The sequence below is a fragment of the Photorhabdus cinerea genome, from assembly GCF_011189575.1.
Taxonomy (GTDB): domain Bacteria; phylum Pseudomonadota; class Gammaproteobacteria; order Enterobacterales; family Enterobacteriaceae; genus Photorhabdus; species Photorhabdus cinerea.
This window is the reverse complement of record NZ_PUJW01000005.1, coordinates 92,606-112,967: the sequence shown is the minus strand read 5'-3', so window position 1 is coordinate 112,967 and position 20,362 is coordinate 92,606. Positions and strand designations below refer to the sequence as shown.

At 37.9% G+C, this 20,362-nt stretch carries 16 protein-coding genes, 1 tRNA gene, 2 other RNA genes and 3 pseudogenes; 10 read left to right on the top strand and 12 right to left on the bottom strand.

All coding sequences use genetic code 11. The features are described 5' to 3' along the window. Nucleotides 1-101 precede the first annotated feature (101 nt). A complete protein-coding gene (locus C5469_RS06360; RefSeq protein ID WP_166303856.1) occupies nt 102-710 on the bottom strand; it encodes a thymidine kinase in 609 nt (202 codons plus the stop codon). 642 nt (nt 711-1,352) lie between these two features. Here C5469_RS06360 and hns point away from each other — a divergent pair. Next, nucleotides 1,353-1,757 carry a histone-like nucleoid-structuring protein H-NS gene (hns, locus tag C5469_RS06355; RefSeq protein WP_054480421.1) on the top strand — a complete coding sequence of 135 codons (405 nt, stop codon included), beginning with the start codon at nt 1,353-1,355 and terminating at the stop codon, nt 1,755-1,757. Nucleotides 1,758-2,053: 296 nt separating this feature from the next. Here hns and C5469_RS06350 read toward each other — a convergent pair whose 3' ends face one another. From C5469_RS06350 to rssB, 4 genes are all read right to left on the bottom strand, one after another. Next, entirely contained in the window at nt 2,054-3,067 is a 1,014-nt protein-coding gene (locus C5469_RS06350; protein WP_166303853.1) for an NAD-dependent epimerase, read from the bottom strand. 8 nt (nt 3,068-3,075) lie between these two features. Beyond that, on the bottom strand, nt 3,076-4,419 hold the full coding sequence (locus tag C5469_RS06345; RefSeq protein WP_166303850.1) for a UDP-glucose dehydrogenase family protein: 1,344 nt from the start codon (nt 4,417-4,419) through the stop codon (nt 3,076-3,078). Nucleotides 4,420-4,442: 23 nt separating this feature from the next. Further along, nucleotides 4,443-5,366: a UTP--glucose-1-phosphate uridylyltransferase GalU gene (galU, locus tag C5469_RS06340; RefSeq protein ID WP_166303847.1), complete on the bottom strand. Its 924-nt coding sequence runs from the start codon at nt 5,364-5,366 to the stop codon at nt 4,443-4,445. Between the two features lie 414 nt (nt 5,367-5,780). Then, nucleotides 5,781-6,806 carry a two-component system response regulator RssB gene (gene rssB, locus C5469_RS06335; protein ID WP_166303844.1) on the bottom strand — a complete coding sequence of 342 codons (1,026 nt, stop codon included), beginning with the start codon at nt 6,804-6,806 and terminating at the stop codon, nt 5,781-5,783. 157 nt (nt 6,807-6,963) lie between these two features. Here rssB and C5469_RS06330 point away from each other — a divergent pair, with 157 nt between their 5' ends. The 9 genes and pseudogenes from C5469_RS06330 to C5469_RS06290 form a co-directional block, all read left to right on the top strand. Continuing rightward, the gene (locus tag C5469_RS06330) at nt 6,964-7,425 is read left to right on the top strand and encodes a YchJ family protein (protein WP_166303841.1); all 462 of its coding nucleotides are present in this window, start codon (nt 6,964-6,966) and stop codon (nt 7,423-7,425) included. Nucleotides 7,426-7,486: 61 nt separating this feature from the next. Further along, the gene (gene purU / locus C5469_RS06325; RefSeq protein WP_166303838.1) at nt 7,487-8,335 is read left to right on the top strand and encodes a formyltetrahydrofolate deformylase; all 849 of its coding nucleotides are present in this window, start codon (nt 7,487-7,489) and stop codon (nt 8,333-8,335) included. A 227-nt stretch (nt 8,336-8,562) separates the two neighbouring features. Next, nucleotides 8,563-8,647, top strand: a tRNA-Tyr gene (locus tag C5469_RS06320). 45 nt (nt 8,648-8,692) lie between these two features. Continuing rightward, a non-coding RNA gene (locus tag C5469_RS06315) (RtT sRNA) lies at nt 8,693-8,830 on the top strand. Between the two features lie 45 nt (nt 8,831-8,875). Next, nucleotides 8,876-9,013, top strand: a non-coding RNA gene (locus C5469_RS06310) — RtT sRNA. Between the two features lie 26 nt (nt 9,014-9,039). Further along, nucleotides 9,040-9,432, top strand: a pseudogene (locus C5469_RS06305) (class II aldolase/adducin family protein); the annotation flags it as partial. A gap of 16 nt (nt 9,433-9,448) precedes the next feature. Beyond that, nucleotides 9,449-10,228 (top strand): 2-oxo-tetronate isomerase, encoded by a 780-nt coding sequence (gene otnI / locus C5469_RS06300; RefSeq protein WP_166303835.1) that lies wholly within the window; start codon nt 9,449-9,451, stop codon nt 10,226-10,228. Between the two features lie 11 nt (nt 10,229-10,239). Next, nucleotides 10,240-10,416 (top strand): annotated as a pseudogene (locus C5469_RS23215) (DeoR family transcriptional regulator); the annotation flags it as partial. A gap of 119 nt (nt 10,417-10,535) precedes the next feature. Next, nucleotides 10,536-11,132 (top strand): annotated as a pseudogene (locus C5469_RS06290) (GntP family permease); the annotation flags it as partial. Nucleotides 11,133-11,270: 138 nt separating this feature from the next. On the opposite strand, the gene C5469_RS06285 reads toward C5469_RS06290, so the two are convergent. The 7 genes from C5469_RS06285 to C5469_RS06255 all read right to left on the bottom strand — a co-directional run bounded on the left by C5469_RS06285 (nt 11,271) and on the right by C5469_RS06255 (nt 20,319). Further along, a complete protein-coding gene (locus tag C5469_RS06285; RefSeq protein WP_166303830.1) occupies nt 11,271-12,107 on the bottom strand; it encodes a hypothetical protein in 837 nt (278 codons plus the stop codon). Nucleotides 12,108-12,211: 104 nt separating this feature from the next. Continuing rightward, a complete protein-coding gene (locus C5469_RS06280; protein ID WP_166303827.1) occupies nt 12,212-13,084 on the bottom strand; it encodes a YwqJ-related putative deaminase in 873 nt (290 codons plus the stop codon). A 355-nt stretch (nt 13,085-13,439) separates the two neighbouring features. Then, nucleotides 13,440-14,339 carry a cycle-inhibiting factor gene (locus C5469_RS06275; protein WP_166303824.1) on the bottom strand — a complete coding sequence of 300 codons (900 nt, stop codon included), beginning with the start codon at nt 14,337-14,339 and terminating at the stop codon, nt 13,440-13,442. A gap of 161 nt (nt 14,340-14,500) precedes the next feature. Continuing rightward, nucleotides 14,501-15,412, bottom strand: a complete 912-nt coding sequence (locus C5469_RS06270; protein ID WP_166303821.1) for a Pvc16 family protein — start codon at nt 15,410-15,412, stop codon at nt 14,501-14,503. Between the two features lie 24 nt (nt 15,413-15,436). Beyond that, nucleotides 15,437-17,521 carry an ATP-binding protein gene (locus C5469_RS06265; protein ID WP_166303818.1) on the bottom strand — a complete coding sequence of 695 codons (2,085 nt, stop codon included), beginning with the start codon at nt 17,519-17,521 and terminating at the stop codon, nt 15,437-15,439. A gap of 9 nt (nt 17,522-17,530) precedes the next feature. Next, nucleotides 17,531-19,426, bottom strand: coding sequence for a contractile injection system tape measure protein (locus C5469_RS06260; protein ID WP_166303816.1), 1,896 nt, complete (start codon nt 19,424-19,426; stop codon nt 17,531-17,533). Nucleotides 19,427-19,488: 62 nt separating this feature from the next. Next, entirely contained in the window at nt 19,489-20,319 is an 831-nt protein-coding gene (locus tag C5469_RS06255) for a tail fiber protein (RefSeq protein WP_166303813.1), read from the bottom strand. Nucleotides 20,320-20,362: the final 43 nt, after the last annotated feature.

Here is a 20,362-nt window from a genome sequence, read left to right as displayed (position 1 = left end):
TTAAAGGGTGCTGATATTAGTACCCTTTAACTCATTCTATAAAAACGCCGACTCAATCCTAATAAGCCCTTAAACGTCCTCTGGAAGCTTTAAAAAAATTATTAACTACCGCTGTATTTTCGTTTTTCCTTCGCTTCACTGATAACATCCGTATAGTGTTTGCGGCAAACAGACACATATTTTTCATTACCCCCAATATCAATCTGCTTACCATCATAAATGGCCACACCTTCACTATCAAAACGTAATACACGGCTTCCTTTACGCCCACAATGGCAAATAGTTTTCAGTTCAACTAACTTATCAGCCCATGCCAAAAGATATTGGCTACCGCTAAAAAGCTCCCCTCTAAAATCAGTTCTCAGCCCATAACATAGGGCAGGAATATCATCGTAGTCAGTCACTTTACACAGCTGTTCAACCTGTTCTTTTGTAAGAAACTGGCATTCATCAATCAACACACAATGCACTTTCTCCCGCTTATTTTCATTTCTGATCAACTCACCTATATCCGTCTGTTGGCTAAACAGGAGTGCACCAGCGGATAATCCAATACGAGAACTAACTTTTCCTTTTCCAAATCGAGTGTCAATTTCTGCGGTAAAAATCAGCGTCCTCATCCCTCTCTCATTATAGTTATATGAAGACTGCAACAGAGATGTCGATTTTCCAGCGTTCATTGCAGAGTAATAAAAATAAAGTTGAGCCATAGGCCCTACCCCTTAACAAAATTTATAAAGCCATATAGTCAGATGAGTTTACCATAAACTTTAGTCGTGATTATCCATCTCAGTAAGCTACATCAGTTGATATCGTGAAATATTTAGCTTAGTGATGTCTTAATCATTCATGATCATCATTACATCAAACGGGCAATTAAGACTCATCTGCGTGGCAAATGCTCATGTTTAAATTAAGCAAATGAAAGCTTGATTCATTTGTTGCATATTGTATGCAAATTAATAAACTGCGTGATTTACTGCCAGAAAATGACAACAGAAAATCAAGGATAACTCATGGATTAGTCATAAGTTTTTTTAAACTTGGTATTATTCTTCCTTAACAGGTATGATAAGAAACAGTTAAAATTACTTACCGATTTAGTATATAGATGGTTTATAAATTAGAGAGATAATCATGTACCCTCTTAAAGGTACCCTGAACATGTTATTGTCGAATGACAATCAAAATAGCTGTATAAAAAGCGCTATATAACTTTTGTAAAGAAATTACGTTTAAAAAAAAAGAGTCATTTTATCGGAATATGAGAAATTGACTATTGCAGAAAATAAAATAGCATTCTATTATTATATCCACATCAGCCATCATCATTATAATTTGAGACCAGGACAATGAGCGATTTAAAAACCTTAAATAACATCCGTACTTTACGAGCTCAAGCAAGAGAATGTGACCTTGAGTTCTTAGAAGAAATACTTGAGAAACTGACCGTCGTTGTTGAAGAACGCCGTGAAGAAGAAAGTCTAGTACAAGCTGAATTAGAAGAACGCACACGTAAATTGGAAGAAGTTCGTAAAATGATTCTTGAACAAGGAATTGATCCAAGCGAATTGCTTCAAACAATGAGTACTGGCAAATCTGCTGGTAAAACAAAACGTGCTGCACGCCCAGCTAAATATCAATATGTTGATACAAACGGTGAAACTAAAACCTGGACTGGCCAGGGACGTACACCTGCTGTCATCAAAAAAGCAATTGAAGAGGAAGGAAAAACTCTGGAAAGCTTCTTACTGTAACTCATTGTTTTTAAATTAATTTAATTAAAAACACCCTTTCAAAATAGAAGGGTGTTTTATTATTTAAATTGTTTAAATAACAAAAGAATTAACAGCTATCATATCAACTTGTTTGAGTATCATTGACAAGGATTTAATCAAGTTGTGCATTTTTGTATCATTCTTTTGTGATAAAGCAGAGCTAGTTGTAACCTAGCTAATGCCAAGGCAAATAATAATCAAACAGGCACAACTATTTACTTCTTTTGATAACTAACGTTGATCCAATAGAAAAGGAGCCAACTGGCTCCTTTTTCTTATTTAGATTTATGATAAAAACTCAAATACCACTCTACGAACTGCTTTACACCATGCCTGACCGAAGTATTGGGTGCAAATCCTATTCTTTGAAAAATGTCACTTGAATCGGCACAGGTCGACAGAACATCACCATCTTGCATAGGCATAAAATTTTTCTTAGCTTGAATGCCTAATGACTCTTCTATCGCTTCAATAAAATCACCTAATCTAGTTGGTTGACCATTACCAATATTATAAATACAGTAAGGTGCAGAACTGGTAGATATTTGCCCATCCTCAACCACCCAGCTCTCATTTGGCACGGGAATAATGTCTTGTAACCTGATTATTGATTCAACGATATCATCTATATAAGTAAAGTCTCTAACCATATTGCCGTGGTTATACACATCAATAGGCTGCCCTGATAACATAGCTTTAGTGAACTTAAATAAAGCCATATCAGGACGCCCCCATGGGCCATATACGGTGAAAAAACGCAAACCTGTCGTTGGCAACTGATAAAGATGAGAATAACTGTGAGACATTAATTCGTCTGATTTTTTAGTTGCCGCATATAACGAGATTGGATGATCAACAGAATCGTTTGTAGAAAACGGTTGCTTTCTATTTAGCCCATAAACTGAACTGGAAGAGGAATATAATAAATGCTCAACATTATTATGACGGCAAGCTTCCAGTATATTGATATGCCCTATTATATTCGAATCAATGTAAGCCATTGGATTCTGCAATGAATAGCGAACACCAGCCTGAGCCCCCAGATGGATAACCCGCTGAAATTGATGTCGCTCAAAAAGATCGGGAATAGCTATTCTGTCAGCTAAATCCAGTTTTTCAAATTTAAAACCTGGCTTGCCAAGTAATAGATCTAACCGTACCTGCTTGAGATTCACATCATAATAGCCATTAAGGTTGTCGATACCTACAACCTCATACCCCATTTGCAATAACCGCTGGCTCACATGGAAACCAATAAAACCAGCAGCACCTGTCACTAAGAATTTCATCGTATTACTCAGATAACTGGGTTAATGGATGCACCACGACCAATCCCATAATAAGTAAAACCTCGAGATTGCAGGCGTTCAGGATCATAGAGATTTCGGCCATCAAAGATAACCGGAGTCTTAAGAGACTCTTTGATTACATCAAAATCTGGTGCACGGAAACTTTGCCATTCAGTACAGATAATCAGGGCATCTGCCCCCTTAAGGGCCGCCTCTTTAGTACCCATTAATGACAAATCATCACGTTGACCATAAATACGCTGGGCTTCCTGCATAGCTTCAGGATCGTAAGCCTGTATTTTAGCGCCGGCCTGCCACAATGTTTCCATTAAAACACGACTTGATGCTTCACGCATATCATCGGTATTCGGTTTGAACGCTAATCCCCAAACAGCAAATGTCTTACCGGATAAATCTTCACCAAAGTGACGTTTTACGAAAGAAGGTAATTTACTCTTTTGCTGTTCATTCACTTGTTCTACCGCATGAAGAATTTTAGGCTGATAACCAATTTGCTCCGCGGTACGAATTAACGCCTGTACATCTTTCGGAAAACATGAGCCACCATAACCACAACCTGGATAAATAAAATGATAACCAATACGAGAATCAGAACCAATTCCTTGACGAACATGTTCAATATCAGCTCCCAGCATTTCAGCTAAGTTAGAGATCTCATTCATAAAGCTGATTTTTGTTGCCAACATACAGTTAGCGGCATATTTCGTCAGTTCTGCACTACGGATATCCATCACAATCATACGATCATGATTACGGTTAAATGGTTGATACAATTCACGCACCAGATCAATGACTCTTTCGTTATCACACCCGATAATGATTCGCTCAGGACGCATACAATCTGCAATAGCGGCCCCCTCTTTAAGGAATTCCGGATTAGAAACCACATCAAATGGGATATCAAGATTACGCTGACGCAGACTCTCATTGACAACAGCATTAACTTTATCGGCAGTACCAACAGGAACCGTAGATTTATCGATAATAACTTTATAACTCTCCATGTATTCCGCGATAGTACGGGCAACAGCGGTTACATATTTCAAATCTGCTGAACCATCTTCATCAGGAGGCGTGCCTACAGCAATAAACTGTAATTTACCGTGTGCAACACCGGCCTTTGCATCTGTACTAAAATTCAGACGGCCTTCTTCATAATTCTTCTTAACCAGCGGTGCCAAGCCAGGTTCAAAAATAGGGATCTGACCATTTTTCAAATTTTCAACTTTATTTGCATCTACATCAATACAAAGTACATCATGCCCTACTTCAGCTAAAACCGTAGCCTGCACCAGGCCAACATAACCAATACCAAATACTGTAACTTTCATATGATACCTAAATTTCCGCAAAATTATTCTTTAGTCTGATTCTGTAAAGCCACTAACCCTAACCAATCAGTAAACTCTTTACCTAACTCATCGTGTTTCATACCATACCGAACAAACGCCTGCATATAGCCAAGCTTATTGCCACAATCATGGCTTAAACCCTGCAAGTGGTATGCTTCCACAGGTTCCTCTTCCATTAACATAGCAATCGCATCGGTAAGTTGAATTTCATCACCAGCCCCTGGTGCTGTTTTTGCCAATAACGGCCAAATTCTTTCAGACAGCACATAACGGCCAACAATAGAAAGGTTTGATGGTGCTTCTTCCGGTTTAGGTTTTTCAACTACACGTTTGATTGGCTTACTATCACCAGGTTGAAGACTTTCTCCCTGACAATCAACAACACCATAACTGGAAACTTCTTCATGAGGCACAGGCTCTACTAATATCTGGCTGGCACCGGTTTCATTATAACGAGCCAACATCTCACTCAGATTATATTTAGTTAGGTCTGTACTATACTCGTCAAGAATAACGTCAGGGAGTATCACAGCAAAAGGTTCATCACCAATTAACGGCTTCGCACATAGCACTGCATGTCCTAACCCTTTAGCAATTCCCTGCCGGGTTTGCATAATGGTGACATGGCTTGGACAAATAGACTGAACTTCATCCAATAACTGACGTTTCACCCTTTTTTCAAGGATCGCTTCCAGCTCAAAACTGGTATCAAAATGGTTTTCGATTGAATTTTTCGATGAATGAGTAACCAAGATAATTTCATTAATGCCAGCGGCAATACATTCATTGACAACATACTGAATAAGAGGCTTATCCACTAAAGGTAGCATCTCTTTAGGAATCGCCTTCGTGGCGGGTAACATTCTGGTTCCTAATCCTGCGACGGGAATAACGACTTTCTTAACTACTTTGTTTACTGATGGCATTAATCTTATCTCCTGATGTTTTTGGTTGAAACAAATCCGTCTTCAACTCAAAATCAGTGCTAACTTTTTCAGAACCTATTCCAATAAGGCATTATTATCTTTTGCCAATAAATTGTGGACACAGACAGAGCGCATAAACTGGGACGCATACACATAGTACGCGCTTCTACTCGCTCTTTTTGGACTAGATTAAGCACGTCCAAAAGCTAGCGCTTTTATCTAAGCACTAGCAAATCCACTTTTTACTACAAAGAACAGCCAATAAATATAGCCTAATGAGATAGGTTCCAAACGTAATGGACTGAGTATACCAGCTAATTCTACCCGATAAACAGCACCGTTATGTTTAATTACATCACCGTGACTTGATGTTTAATATCTGCTTTTTTAAGCAAAATGTCACTCTGGTAATATTCATCTGGAATACATTGAAGAAAGCATCAATTTTATTTGACTATCTGTATTCCAAATCCGGCATTGCCATTCAGCACTATGAGAACAAACTTGGTTCGAACAAATCGTTCGCAATGTTCCGAGCGGAACACCACTATCTAATTGAATTTGGCGATTACCCGATTTAATACTGGCATGTAACCCCGCAGAAGTAAGCAAAACCGTTTTATTAACGGTATGATAATACCCGAGCAACAGTGGAAATTGCCCTTGTAGCCCTGCATTCTCCAGCAAGTTATTAATCCTGTTCAAAATACCTGCCATGCTGGGTAAACGCCGAGAATGATGGATGATATGTTCTTGTAATAAGCTGTTAAATACAACTCTTAATAATAATGCTGAAATCACACCATACTCTTTTGAACGGCTAATATCCAGACAATAAAAAGCTAATTCATTATCAGACAATGCGGCCATATCGAGAATTAACCCTGGTTTATCAATCATATTTAATTTTCGGTAATTGACCTTACAGTGAGCAATCACCTGTGAAACCGGGGGTTGTAACTGCTTAAGCATATTTAATGCTTCATCTGAGTTATGTTTTAACGTTAACCAATCTTTATTCAAATTATTCTGCTCAATCGCACCGGACATAAAAACAGCAGGATGCAAATAGGCCAACACGGCCTTTTTTATCTCATTTAGATCTGAAACGGGTTTTAATAAAACATCTTTTGCACCTAAACGAAGCACTTCATCAACTTCTGCCATCTTGTTGGTTGCTGAAATAATAATAACTGGAATACTCATACCCTCATGAGTCAATTTCGCAACAAATTCAATACCATTCATAACAGGCATATCTAAATCACATAAAATAAGTTCAATATGCGCTTCACTTCCCAGCATCTGTAGTGCAACAGCACCATTAGATGCAACCAACACCCTGGCACCTAACGTTCGCAAATACCCTGCCAGCAAAGAACTAAAAACAGGTTCATCCTCTACAATCAAAATCTCTTTGCCTGCCAGTGCTTTTTCCATAAACGCGCTCCCTTACCTTAATATTGCGACTTTCACCTTTTCTTAGGTACTATCAATCATATTAGTTCAATTGAGTGACTATCATTTGTTCTCTTACGTTTCTTTGCAATAGAAAACACATAAAATGGTATTTCACCCTCAAAAGATTGGAGTTATTTTGACAGAATTATGCCCTTGTGGTAGTGCAATAAATTTTGCAGATTGTTGTTCCCCTTATCTGCAAAACATAAAATTTGCGGCCAATGCTGAATCATTAATGCGTTCCAGATACAGTGCTTATGTAAAACACAATGTCGATTATCTTATTACCAGTTGGCATCCTGACTGCCAGGCTGAAAAGTGGCGTTTAGATATAGAACAAAGTTTTATTGCAACTCAATGGATTGGGTTAAATGTAATTGCGACTGAAAAAGGCAAAGACGACAACGAAGCCTATGTTGAATTTTCAGCTTGCTTTCTTGATCAGAAAGCTCAAGATAAACAACTTATCCATGAACGCTCACGTTTTCTTCGTATAGATCAGCGTTGGTACTATATTGATGGTGTAAAGCCTCAAACTGGCCGTAATAGTCCTTGCCCATGTGGTTCGGGTAAAAAATACAAAAAATGTTGTGGTTAAAAACCACAGACAAAAACCAGATAAACAAGAAACGAAAAAGATTTAAGGAATCATCTCATTCATGCCACACAAAAATATACAAAAGAAAATTCTGCGTACTATTTGCCCTGATGCGAAAGGATTAATCGCTAAAATTACCAACATCTGCTACAAACACCAACTGAACATAGTTCAGAATAATGAATTCGTCGATCATTGCACTGGCCGTTTTTTCATGCGCACTGAACTTGAAGGAATCTTCAACGATGAAACATTTCTAGCTGATTTAGATGACGCACTTCCGGTTGGATCTCAACGGGAATTAAACTCTGCGGGGCGTCGTCGGATTGTTATTATGGTGACAAAAGAAGCGCATTGTCTTGGGGATTTACTCATGAAAAGCGCTTATGATGGGCTTGATGTTGAAATTGCGGCAGTTATTGGCAACCACGCAACATTGCAATCATTGGTTGAGCAATTTGGTATTCCTTTCCATTTAATCAGTCACGAAGATTTAACTCGTGAACAACACGACGAAAAACTGATTGCCCAGATCGATCAATACAAACCTGATTACGTGGTATTAGCCAAATACATGCGGGTACTGACACCAGAATTCGTTCAGCATTATCCAAATCAAATCATTAACATTCACCACTCCTTCTTACCTGCATTTATAGGGGCACGCCCTTATCATCAGGCTTACGAGAGAGGTGTAAAAATCATAGGAGCAACAGCTCACTACGTGAATGACAATCTGGATGAAGGTCCAATTATTACTCAGAACGTCATTAACATAGACCATACATACACAGCGGAAGACATGATGAGAGCAGGCCGAGACGTTGAAAAAAACGTACTAAGTCATGCTTTATACTGGGTTCTTGCTCAACGTGTTTTTGTTTATGGGAACCGCACTATAATTCTTTAATTTTCAAATACATGCTTTACATCGGCGGTTCATTTGACATGACTCCGCCCGTTGTAAACAACAATGATACATTTCAAAACCTGGTGGGGTTCTATTTGTTCACAACAGGATCAACAAGGATAAAAAAACAGCATACGGTAACTTATTTTTAAATATATACTTTACAGCAGCGGCTCATTTGATATGATTCTGCCCGCTGTAATCAGCAGTGATACATTTCAAAACTTGGTGGGGTTCCCGAGCGGCCAAAGGGAGCAGACTGTAAATCTGCCGTCACAGACTTCGAAGGTTCGAATCCTTCCCCCACCACCACCGTTGAATACTTACTCAGATATCTCAAGAGAACTAACAAGAATATATTCCCCATTCAGGGGAAGGTTGAGAACCTTCGCCAAGGTTTGAGTTGAGCGCAGCGAAACAACAACGCGACGCTTGCGACGCGTTGGCCCGCAAGGGCGAGGAACGCAGTGACGAGTCATCCTTCCCCCACCACCACCGTTGAATACTTACTCAGATATCTCAAGAAAACTAACAAGAATATATTCCCCATTCAGGGGAAGGTTGAGAACCTTCGCCAAGGTTCGAGTTGAGCGCAACGAAACAACAACGCGACGCTTGCGACGCGTTGGCCCGCAAGGGCGAGGAACGCAGTGACGAGTCATCCTTCCCCCACCACCACCGTTGAATACCTACTCAGACATCTCAAGAAAACTAACAAGAATATAGCAGTGGTGCACCTCCACTCGCCTTGGTTAACCGCACTTTCCTGCCTGCCAAATCTGAACCCTGATAATTGCCTGCCACCTATGACACCTTATTATGTGATGCGAATCGGCAAACTTCCTCTGGTGAAATATCTACCACCAGGCGACGAGAAAATCGGTGAGGAAATTGCGAAGCTGGCCGCAAAACACAACGCAATTCTGCTTTCTAACCACGGACCTGTTGTCGGTGGCAAAACTTTACGGCAAGCTTTTTTCAATGCGGAAGAATTGGAAGATACTGCCCGGTTGTATCTGACATTATTGCCATACGGTTTCACTACTTTAAATAAAGAGCAAGTGCAGGAACTTGAAACGCTCTACCCCAAAAACTGAATAAAAGGAATTCATCATGGCTGAATTTACGGCAAACCTAAGTATGATGTTTAACGACGTTCCTTTTAAAGAACGTTTTGCCCGCGCAGCCAAAGCTGGGTTTAAAGGCGTTGAATATCTGTTTCCTTATGGAGAAACAGCTGAAGACCTGTCTGTCCTGTTAAAACAACATCAATTAACACAGGTTCTGTTCAACATGCCTGCCGGAAACTGGGCAGCGAATGAAAGAGGAATAGCCTCTATTCCTGGCCGTGAAAAAGAATTTGCCGAAGGTGTACAGACCGCTCTGAAATATGCATTGGCTCTGAACTGTAAGCAAATTCATGCTATGGCAGGAAAACTGGATGAACAATTTACGCCAGAACAACAACGTGAGTGTTATATCAGAAATATTCAACATTCCTCTGATGTGATGGTGGAACATAACATTAACATATTAATTGAACCGATTAATAATCTTGATATGCCGGGTTATTTTCTGACAACTCAGCATCAGGCTGAAATATTGCTTAAAGAAATTAACCGTCAAAATGTTTTTATTCAGCTAGATCTTTATCACTGCCAGATTATGGAAGGCGATTTACTCCGCACTATTGAACGTTTATGGGGAAAATTCAGTCACATTCAAATCGCCTCCGTGCCAGAACGCCATGAACCTGATAGCGGTGAAGTGAACTATCCATGGTTGTTTAATAAACTGGATGAAATGGGCTATCAAGGTTGGCTAGGCTGTGAGTACCACCCTATCGGCTACACTGAAGATGGTCTGGGTTGGTTGATCAAGGCACAGAAATAACAGGAGAAAATATGCTCCCATCAGAGCGCAGAGACTTTATTTATCGCTATGTACATGAATATCGCACAATTTCCATTAGCGCACTGGTTGAACTGATGAACGTTTCGCATATGACAGTACGGCGGGATATCCGCACTCTGGAAGAGGAAGGCAAAGTCATTAGTATCAGTGGCGGTGTGCAACTCAGTTGGCCGGGTAACTTTGATATCAGTCGTAGTCTGTCGCTGGCTTTTTATACTGATGGAGCTTTCAGCGATACGATACGTGCTTTCATCACCAATAACATGTTCCAGAATGGAGGTTGAGTATGGAATTCTACATTCCGGTCATTGGTCTGGGTGTAGCCGTATTTGCCCTAATCTTTCTTGTGCTACGTACCCGTGTTCATGCTTTGCTGGCAATGTTGATTGCCGCCGCGATTGCTGGGATTTCTGGTGGTTTAACCGCAGCGAATACTATTGATGTCATCACTAAAGGCTTCGGTTCTACACTTGGCAGTATTGGTATTGTTATCGGTTTAGGTGTCATGATGGGGAGAGTGCTGGAAGTTTCTGGCGCGGCTGAACAGATAGCTTACAGCTTTATTCGGTGGTTGGGTAAAAAACGCGAAGAATGGGCTTTAGCAATTACCGGTTATATTGTCAGTATTCCGATTTTTGTCGATTCCGCTTTCGTTATCCTCTACCCTTTAGCTAAAGCGCTGGCAAAAAAAGGGAAACGTAATCTACTGACTCTCGGTGTAGCCCTGGCGGGTGGACTGGTTGTTACCCATCACGCCGTCCCACCCACTCCAGCGCCGTTGGGTGTCGCAGGTATCTTTGGCGTAGATATCGGCGCTATGATGCTAACTGGAATGGTGCTGGCAGTTCCTTGTGTTATTGGTATTGTGTTCTATGCCAAATGGGCAATTGGCTTATGCGGCGTCATCATCCTGGATCTAGTGCTATAAACACAAAATCATCAATAAAATTTATCATCCAGCCTCCTTAACCTAAGAGGCTGAACAACAGTGTACTGATAACACTGTAATTTTTGCAGGATTTTATTTCTTAAATGGCATTGGATGCCATGTATTTGTGCCTCTTTTCCTGTACGAGGTTATATAACTTAAGGGAATAGGAGTGATAAATGTAAGCTCTTCAGAGCGTGCTGGTATCATTGCGACAAACTCTGACTCTGCAAGAGTCAAATGGCTCATTAAAAAGTGAGGGTAATTAATTCCCCTGCTATCTTGTCTAATTTTTTCACCAAGAGTTCTTTCATTCATATCCTGCGGTTTTAGTCCAGGGATTTCCATCCTGTACAGGTATTCAGATTGCTCTCCAAACCCACCTGAATCCATATTCATACCCGTCGAAACATAGTTTTTATTTGGACTCCTGACATGCCCCATCATATGAGCTGAAGGCCCAATTTTAATAAATTCATCTATTAACTCTTTTTTAATTTTACCCGCATCCTGTTTTGACCATGGATAGAATCCACCTGCTGCTCCGATCTGTTCAGGAGTCCGATTATCGCCTCTAAAAACAACGACTTTTCCTTGACTTGTCAGCTCTAACTTATATTTGCCAATAGTTAAAGTTGAAGACGTTGTATCACACCTATTTGATGATAATAATTTATCAGGACTTGCAGGTGCTGGCGTGGGGATATTAACCGGTGATGTTGAATTTGCAGTAGCTACAGCAATCGACGATCTTCCTGGATTAATATTTACAACAGGTCTATTAGATGTATAAGGTCTTGAAAACTGAGGAACAGGTTGACTGCTGTTAGATAATCCGTTTCTCTCAAGTGCTGCTATACGTTCACTTATTGCAGTCTTACGACTTAACTTCGAGGGATTTTTTTGTTTTTCACTATATTCTCTTTCCATATTCTCACCTACTAATTTTTGGGTAAAAAAACATATTAGGAAAATTAACTTCCAAATTCACAATATTTTTATATTGGAGATTCTTGTGACGTCTTATATCGAGATCATGTTGATGAAAAATTACCCCCCGCACTTTCCACCTTACCGGTAATAACATTGACTGGTGATGACAATATCCCAGAACAATTATGGCAAGCAGAAAAATCTTTCCCAGCTTGTCCTGTTGTCAATCGCTGAGTAAAAATAGATGATTCCAACATATCTCGTATATATTTCCATTTTTCGCGTTTCTCTGTTCCTTTATCCCCTGAAATAAATAAATTATTAAGTGCTTGTACCTCCGCATGCAAACCAGCAATACCCGCCATCGTAGGTAATATATTTTCATTGTTAGCAATATGCTTTCTAATTAAAGCCTCTGTTTCTGCATGCAAAAATGTGTTTCCCTGTCGATACATACCCTTCACCCCAGAAATAAATTTCTCAATGTCAGTGACCTTATAAGCTTCGGCTTCGTCAATTTCTTTGGTGGGTTCCCATTCTCCGTCTTTATTTTTTACTCTTGAGAGTTTACGACGTTCAATCAGGCTAATACCAGGAAACAGCTTTCCTTTTGCTAAATTTTTCTTATTATCCTTAAAATTGACAAATTCATCTTCATAATGGCCATTATTTTCATATCCCGCATGAGCAGCAAAATTCTTTAAAGCATTTTTTGTATAAATAAAACTTCCATCCAAAACACCATTATTTTTTAAACCAGATTTAGAGAAGCCTTTACGTTTTTTTTCAGGCAATGGCGAAAATTCATTTGAAGAACTGAGAATTAACTTCGTCTTATCATCAAATTTTTTATATTTATCATTAAGCTTCTGATAAGCCAAGGTTACCGCTTCTACATTAGGAATTTCCAGATAAAATGAATCTATCATTCTATCTAAAGTTTTGCCTTTGCCAGATTGAGTTATTTTTTTCATCACGAATATGATCTTGGAACATTGATAAACCCTCTATTATGGTTAAGCCTATTACATCTAGAATTATCATTACGATGTTCTGACGTCTCAATTATAAAAATTTAGATAAAGAGCGCTCTGAACAGCTACTTTAGTCAAAAAACATTGTCACATTCTTCATTACCCTACAAAATGGACAAAGAAATTTCTGGCAAATTTAACTTTTTAAAGGTTATAGGAACTTATATCTTATTGTTAATATATACCCTTCATCTTTCAATTTGCTGCTTTCACTTACCCCAGTCACATCGTTATATGCTCCTGGGGATGCGTTCACTTGCCGCTGCGCTGCAATTTGAAATCTATTGGGTATGAATCAAGCTAATTTAGTCTTTAGTTTTTCAATATTGCTAATGAAATCATTGAGATCATATTCTCTTAAACAAACATCTACCGCTTTATCTTTTTTAATTTCACCTAACTTCACATTGGATATATCTTTATTTAGGTCAAGAAGTTCAGCTATTAATTCTTTTTGTTCATTCTCAGGTAACATAATGAATTCATGACTTAAAAATTTCTTTAATTTATTCGCATTAATCGATTCTTTTCCTCTGAATTTTAACCAATCTGCTATTTTAAGGGCGGGTAATGCACCATCTCCCAAATCTGACTGATAGATATATCCTACTCTTTCTCGATTCGTTGATGGAATATCAATTAAGAACATATGTCCAAGTCGGTGGTCATTAATTAATGCAACATAATTATTTGAGTTATTGAGCTGTTCCAATTTTTCAGCAAATTCATTACCGTTTATTTTTCCTGTTTGCGCCATTTTTACCGGATCAACAGCATGTTCTCCTTCAGTCATTAATTTAAATATATTTTGTGCAGAATAACCACAAACTGGCTCCGTAGGATCATAAGGATTTTCTCCAACCATATCTTTATAACTTTCAAGCCCACCAAATGCAGAAACCATTTCATCAATTATTTTAAATATGCTTTCCAGATCTCTATCAATGATTTTATCTTGCCAATTATCATTCCAGAGTAACTTATTTCCTTTAGGATCATTATGTAGCTTTATAATATCATTTATTAACTTTATGTAATTTAAACCATGATATTTTTTCTCTGGCATACCATTTAAATTAACTAAACAGGTGAGATAATCCATTTCCAGATAGTTATCTGCCTCTACATTTTCAGATTTTACTAAATTTGTTTTTTCTTCTATGCAATCATCTTCGTTACTATATTCTCGCATCATATTACCACCTATTGGCTTTAATAAAAAAACATATCAATAAGGAACAATACATCAATGAACAAATCACTTACATTTCATTTTTAGTTAACAGAAAATTAATTCAAATAAATATATTAACAAAATATCTTTTTCATATGGAATAATTAATTAATATAAAAAAATCATTTATTATCTCTTATTCCAATTAATTCTTCAAAATATTCCTCAATAATAATACCGGTGTCACTTACATTAACAATGGCACTATGACTATTTTTCCAGGTTGCAAGAATATCTCTTATTTTGGATAAATAATCCAAACGAGTAACGCCAGAAACATTAAGAATAACGTTTTTATTTTCCTGACTTTCATTATCCTTTGCGGTGAATTCAGTTTTCAGATTTACTTTAGCAAGAGCAAAATACGCATCTTCTGTCCCCCCCAAATCTGAACACAATTTCTTTGTCAGAATCTGATTTATTTGTGAACTATTTAGACTCGGTTTTTGATTTACAGAAGAGAAGATTTGGCTAACTGGTTTTATAGCATCTTTAATATTTAGCAGTTTTACCGGTGCGGTAACTGAATACAACAAAGAAAGTCGAGGACGATTGCTAAGAGCTTGCCAAAAATTACCCAGACTATTTAGATTTTCTTGCGGTGGGATCACTCTGGTATATGCCCCAGGAATTGTAGGTAATTGCCGGTTATTAATCAATGCGTTCAAGACACATGTCATGACCTTCGCAGCTTGATTATTAGGCTGGCTATCAGGATTGGTGCTATCTCCCGCTGGCTTATTTGAATGCCAGTAAGTAATTAAGTAGTTGTAATTAATGTTTACCCATCCCGGCAATAATGTACTAGAGGCAGGATGATAATTCCTGTGTTCGGCAGAACGTAATTGTAGATCCTCATGTATATCATAAAGAAATACACTGACTGTAGGATATGACGGGATTGACTCCATTTCGGGTAGATCAAAACGAATATCAATTTTCTGACCAGAAATATTTAAATATTGAGATAAGATTTCATTTAATGCATTATTAACCTCAACAATCGCATTATCAGGTGAAATTATATTTATCATATTAACTCCAATTCTATTAAATGTTTAAAAGATCAATCGCCCCGTTTTATTTAATTCGAGCATCACGGCTCGTTCTATATATTTATTTTCAATTTGAACGCTATTATTTTCAGCTGCCAATATCGATGCTAATAAAGCAACGTTTCTAATATTGGCTCCTGTTAGCTCAGCCCGTTTAGCCAAATGTTCAAAATTAATCTCATCCGATAATCTAACTTGTTCAGGCCAAATGGCCTGCCACATTTTTTTACGCAATATTTCATCAGGATAAGTGAAACGAGTAATAAAGGTAAAGCGGCGATTAAATGCACTGTCCAGATGGCTGCGGTTATTAGTGGCTAAAATCACCAATCCCGGATAATCTTCCAATCGTTGTAAAAGATAAGAAACTTCAATATTAGCGTGTCTATCATGAGCATCTTTAGTTTCACTGCGCTTGCCAAATAATGCATCGGCTTCGTCAAAAAACAGTACCCCGGAATCAGCTTCCGCCAGGTCAAAAATGCGGGCAATATTCTTCTCGGTTTCACCAATATATTTATTCACAACAGTAGAAAGATCCACTTTAATTAGATCAACACCAAGATACCCAGCAATAACCTCTGCCGCCATGGTTTTTCCCGTCCCTGATTCACCATAGAATAAAGCACTAATACCGGTACCATAGCTTATTTTCTCCTGAAAGCCAGAATTCATAATCTGGTCACGATAATTAATTGCTGCGATAATTTCTTTTAATTGTTGAGCCAATTCATCAGAAATCACTAAATCATTAAAGTGGCGTTTTGGGGTAATTCTCTGAGCTAATTTACCGAAATTCTGTTGAGCGCGGAAACTTAATGCCTTGTACAAATCTATTTCCTCTAATTGACCTTCCGGTTGCCGGAGTATTTGGTATTGACAGGCTTCTTTAATAATTAATGGTAATGTTTCGGCTGTAAATGAAAAACGATGACATAACTTATCGATATTAATCTCATCTGAAGAATTACTCGGTAAGCTTATTTTTAACATGATTCCTTTTTCTGCCAATGTTGCTATAGGCATATTAATTTGCACCATGGACAGATGTTTAATCCACACTAATGAATCCCCTGATTCTACTAAACAAACAACACGTAATTTTGGTTGGTTCAGCAAAATAGATAATTCACTATTTAATATTTTCTTTTCTGCTGCAAGCAAAGAAAAATTACGGATTAATAAACAGGCTCCGTGTAACCGGGCTTCCCGTACTACATCTTTTAACAAGTCAGATATTGTGGTTGAGTTCTCTTCATCTGTCAGGCGAGCTAAATCAAGGGTTAACGTATTAATGCTATGAGACGCCATGATATTACTCACCGCTAATTCTCTGGCGCTGGCCTGTTTTCCTCTGAGTATTACCAGTGGACGCACCTCGTCTGTTTCATTCAATAATATTTTTTCAAGTTGACGATGAAGCGTTGGTGGATACCAGATGTGTGGGGCAAGAGTACACCAGTAAGTACAGGTTATTAACGGAGGTAAAATCACTCGCTGACCGGACAAAAAATGCCAGACCGCACTGTGAGTCAGAAATTGTGTTTGTAACCAAATAGACTCTTCGTCATTATTGAGTCGCAATAGATGATGACTTATTAATGGTGTTAGTGGTAAGAAACTGTTTTGCAGTAATTGCCGATCACTTTGACGTTCACTAAATAATTCAATCGCTAAAGCAAAATTGGGCCATTGTCTTTTGCTATTACCATGCAGAGCAGCAAACAGCGCATGATAGCGGCTGTCAAAATGTGGCAATAAACCTAACAATAAAACATCACGTTCAAATTCAGTGAGTTCAAAACGTTCGATCAATAGTGACAAAGCATTAGAGGCAAGGTGTTCTTCGGTTCCCTGGCAATTAACAATATTACTTTCCTCAGATAACCAATGAGGAATGCCCTGCGGTTGTGCCAAATATTGATCTACCTTATCTTCGGCAAGTAAAAAACTCTCTGGTAAGGAATCGTATTTATCTCTCTTTTGATAATAGTAATGCTGCAACAACAGATCAATACGTTCCAAATGAGGATAAATCCAACGTAACTCAGCCATCATATAATGGTTATTTTTAAGTAAAGAATTCATATAAACCTTTTAAATGTTTTGCCAGTCTATGGATAAAGGCTGATTCAGCCAAGGAAGTTTTGCGATATTTAACGGCCATGGCCAGTCGTTTAATAGCAGATCAAATGGCTGATGTTGGATTGTGATTTTGATTTCCTGTTCGCCGATCAGCAGTTTACCTGGCCGTTGTAAAAACAGTTGCCGAACGTCATTACGGCTTAAGTTTTTCCAACCAGGAAGTTGGGCGATAACTGCATCCAGCCATTGCTCTGTTATCAACTGTTTTTCTGGCTCAAGAGAAATTGATTCATCATGTTCATTGACCATTAGCCCACACAGTACGTTATTCAATGCCTTTCGTTCTCTTTGCCCCTCTTCGTCACCCCAAATCAGGTAGTCCAGTAAATCAACTGCACTAAACTGAGCCTGACGATGAATAAATTGTTGTGTTTCAAGCAAACCAAGATGATTAAACAATGCAGGTAACATCGGCCATAGAATTAATATTCCAGCACTATTTACTGAATATAGAGGAGTTTGTCCAGTCAATAAAATCGGCTCAATGCGTGGCCTGTTGATAGTTTGCAATTGACTACAGTTATTATCTTTAATATACAGGTTATCTGGTGCTAATAATATTGCCTGATCTTGGGAGGTTAATGTTTGGTCTGTATTATTTAACATAAAACGTTGCGACAGATAGTTATATTTCTCAGCAGAGAGATGTTTTTTACATATTTGTGCAACAGGAGCCAATTGCCATAATGGCGCTAACCACGCTGTACTCGTTTTGTTATATAACGCCGGATGTTGCAATAGCTGGAGAATATTTTCTGTTTTAACCTCTCCTGTTTGAATCGCTGTCGCTATTAATGAAAGTTGATGCTGATTTAATGGTGGTAAATCTTGCTGAGGCTCTATCGCTAATATCTGTAATAACTGAGTCAATAGAGGATTAACTTCCGTTGTTTGCTGTAAAGCATATTCCCTGAAAGTTTGCTCTTCATAACTAAAGCGATTAATTAAAGTTTCATATTGCTGAATAGAGAGGTGTTTTTTGCAAAGTTGTGGAATGAGATCTGTTTGCCAAAGTTTCTCCAACCACTCATGCAATAAGGAATGATGAGTCACGATAACTTGACGAAATAACGTAATAATAGGCGCAGTATTAAGCGTTCCCTGATTGAGATCAATTATAATACGTGATATCACTTGCGTATCTGGTTTGATTATTTCCTGTATATTATGCCACTGCATATATCCCAGCGCATTCAATATCAGTTGACCAGAGGAAACTAATTCCCCCTGATGCTGTGATATATTTATATCCTCTGATAATTTGCGATTAATGGCAGTGAATAAAGCCGGTTGATTGATAGACAGAAGTCGCTGCAAACTATTTTCAGATAAACAGATTTTTGCCAATAATAATGTCAATTTACTTTCCATTCGTGTTAATTGATTAATTAACTGTCTTATATTGATATTATCCAGCATTATTTTTTCTGAATTTAATTTAAAGTCTTTTTGATATAAATAATGAATAAATCCCTCTATATTAATTAAATAATCATCTTTAAGCAAAGGAGGTTTACGGGTATTTTTTATTATAACTGGCTCTTTCGGAAAAATCCCCTCCTCATTATTATTCTTATAATATTGGCTAAACACTCTATTTAGCGCAGCATTAAGCCTAATCGGAAACAATGAATTAAAATCATGCAAGCTTATTTTACCAAGATCCAATGATAATTTTTCCAAACAAATATCTTGATTGAAAGTATATTCATTAAAGTATAAGTTAAATAGCTTATATATATTGGTTTGATTCAGTAGAGAACTATACAATACTTTTTTAGCCTCTGGCTGATTATCAGCTTCAATATTAATGGTAATCCGATTCAGCAGATTTTTCTCAGAAATCATATAAATATTTCCTTTTTAATTAATAAAAATAGATGACATGAATCTGCCAGTATGGAATAAAATTAAAGTTTTATAATAAAGGCTAATAAATAGTAAGGCGGAACCACATCAACTTTATGGCTATGTGGAGAAGACGATCCTGTTGCTGGGTGATTATGTCCTTTTCCCTCCCCAACTTCTGATGTATGTGGATGCAGATCATCATAATTACTATTTTTATCTTTGTGCCAAAGTGACGAATTAGGTGTATTATCTATTCGGTATGGTGTTTTCCCCCAATTAACATGGGAATATCCAAATCCTCCATCACTATGATAAGGAAGACATTGAATATGTTTATGCTTAGGTATTTGTGAGATATCCAGTATAGTATCTTCTACTTTAACGTTGACAGAAACTGTAATTGATTCTGTATCTTTGAGGAAGTTTTTCTTATCTCCACTACCACTGGCTTTACTACTTTGCCCTTTTTCAGAAATGGTCTCACCGCACATAATAAAACGGCTTCTTAAATCTGGGGTGTTATTGCTACCATCACAAAAAGCCCAACCTGGCGGAGCTTTCTCTCCTGAAAACATTACAATCATTCCTTTAGGAAATACTTGGTCTGGATTAATCTTAATTCCATTTTCATCAACAGTGATACCATTTCCAGCTTTGACCACTAATCTGCCATGCTCATCCAGTTTCAGCGCTGAATTTGGATTATCAGCTTGCCCAGGCGCTTGCCCGGTTGCTTTGCGGCCAATATCAGCCATATCAATTAAATATCTATAATCAGTCTGTAATGGAATACTGCCTGCCTTAAAACGATCTTTTAAATCGTCTGCTGAGAGATTTTTTAATTCAACCTTAGTATTTTCTGCTTTTGGTAAATCATATTCTTTTTCCATCTTTATCACCTCATATAATATTGAATTATCTTTAAATACCCAT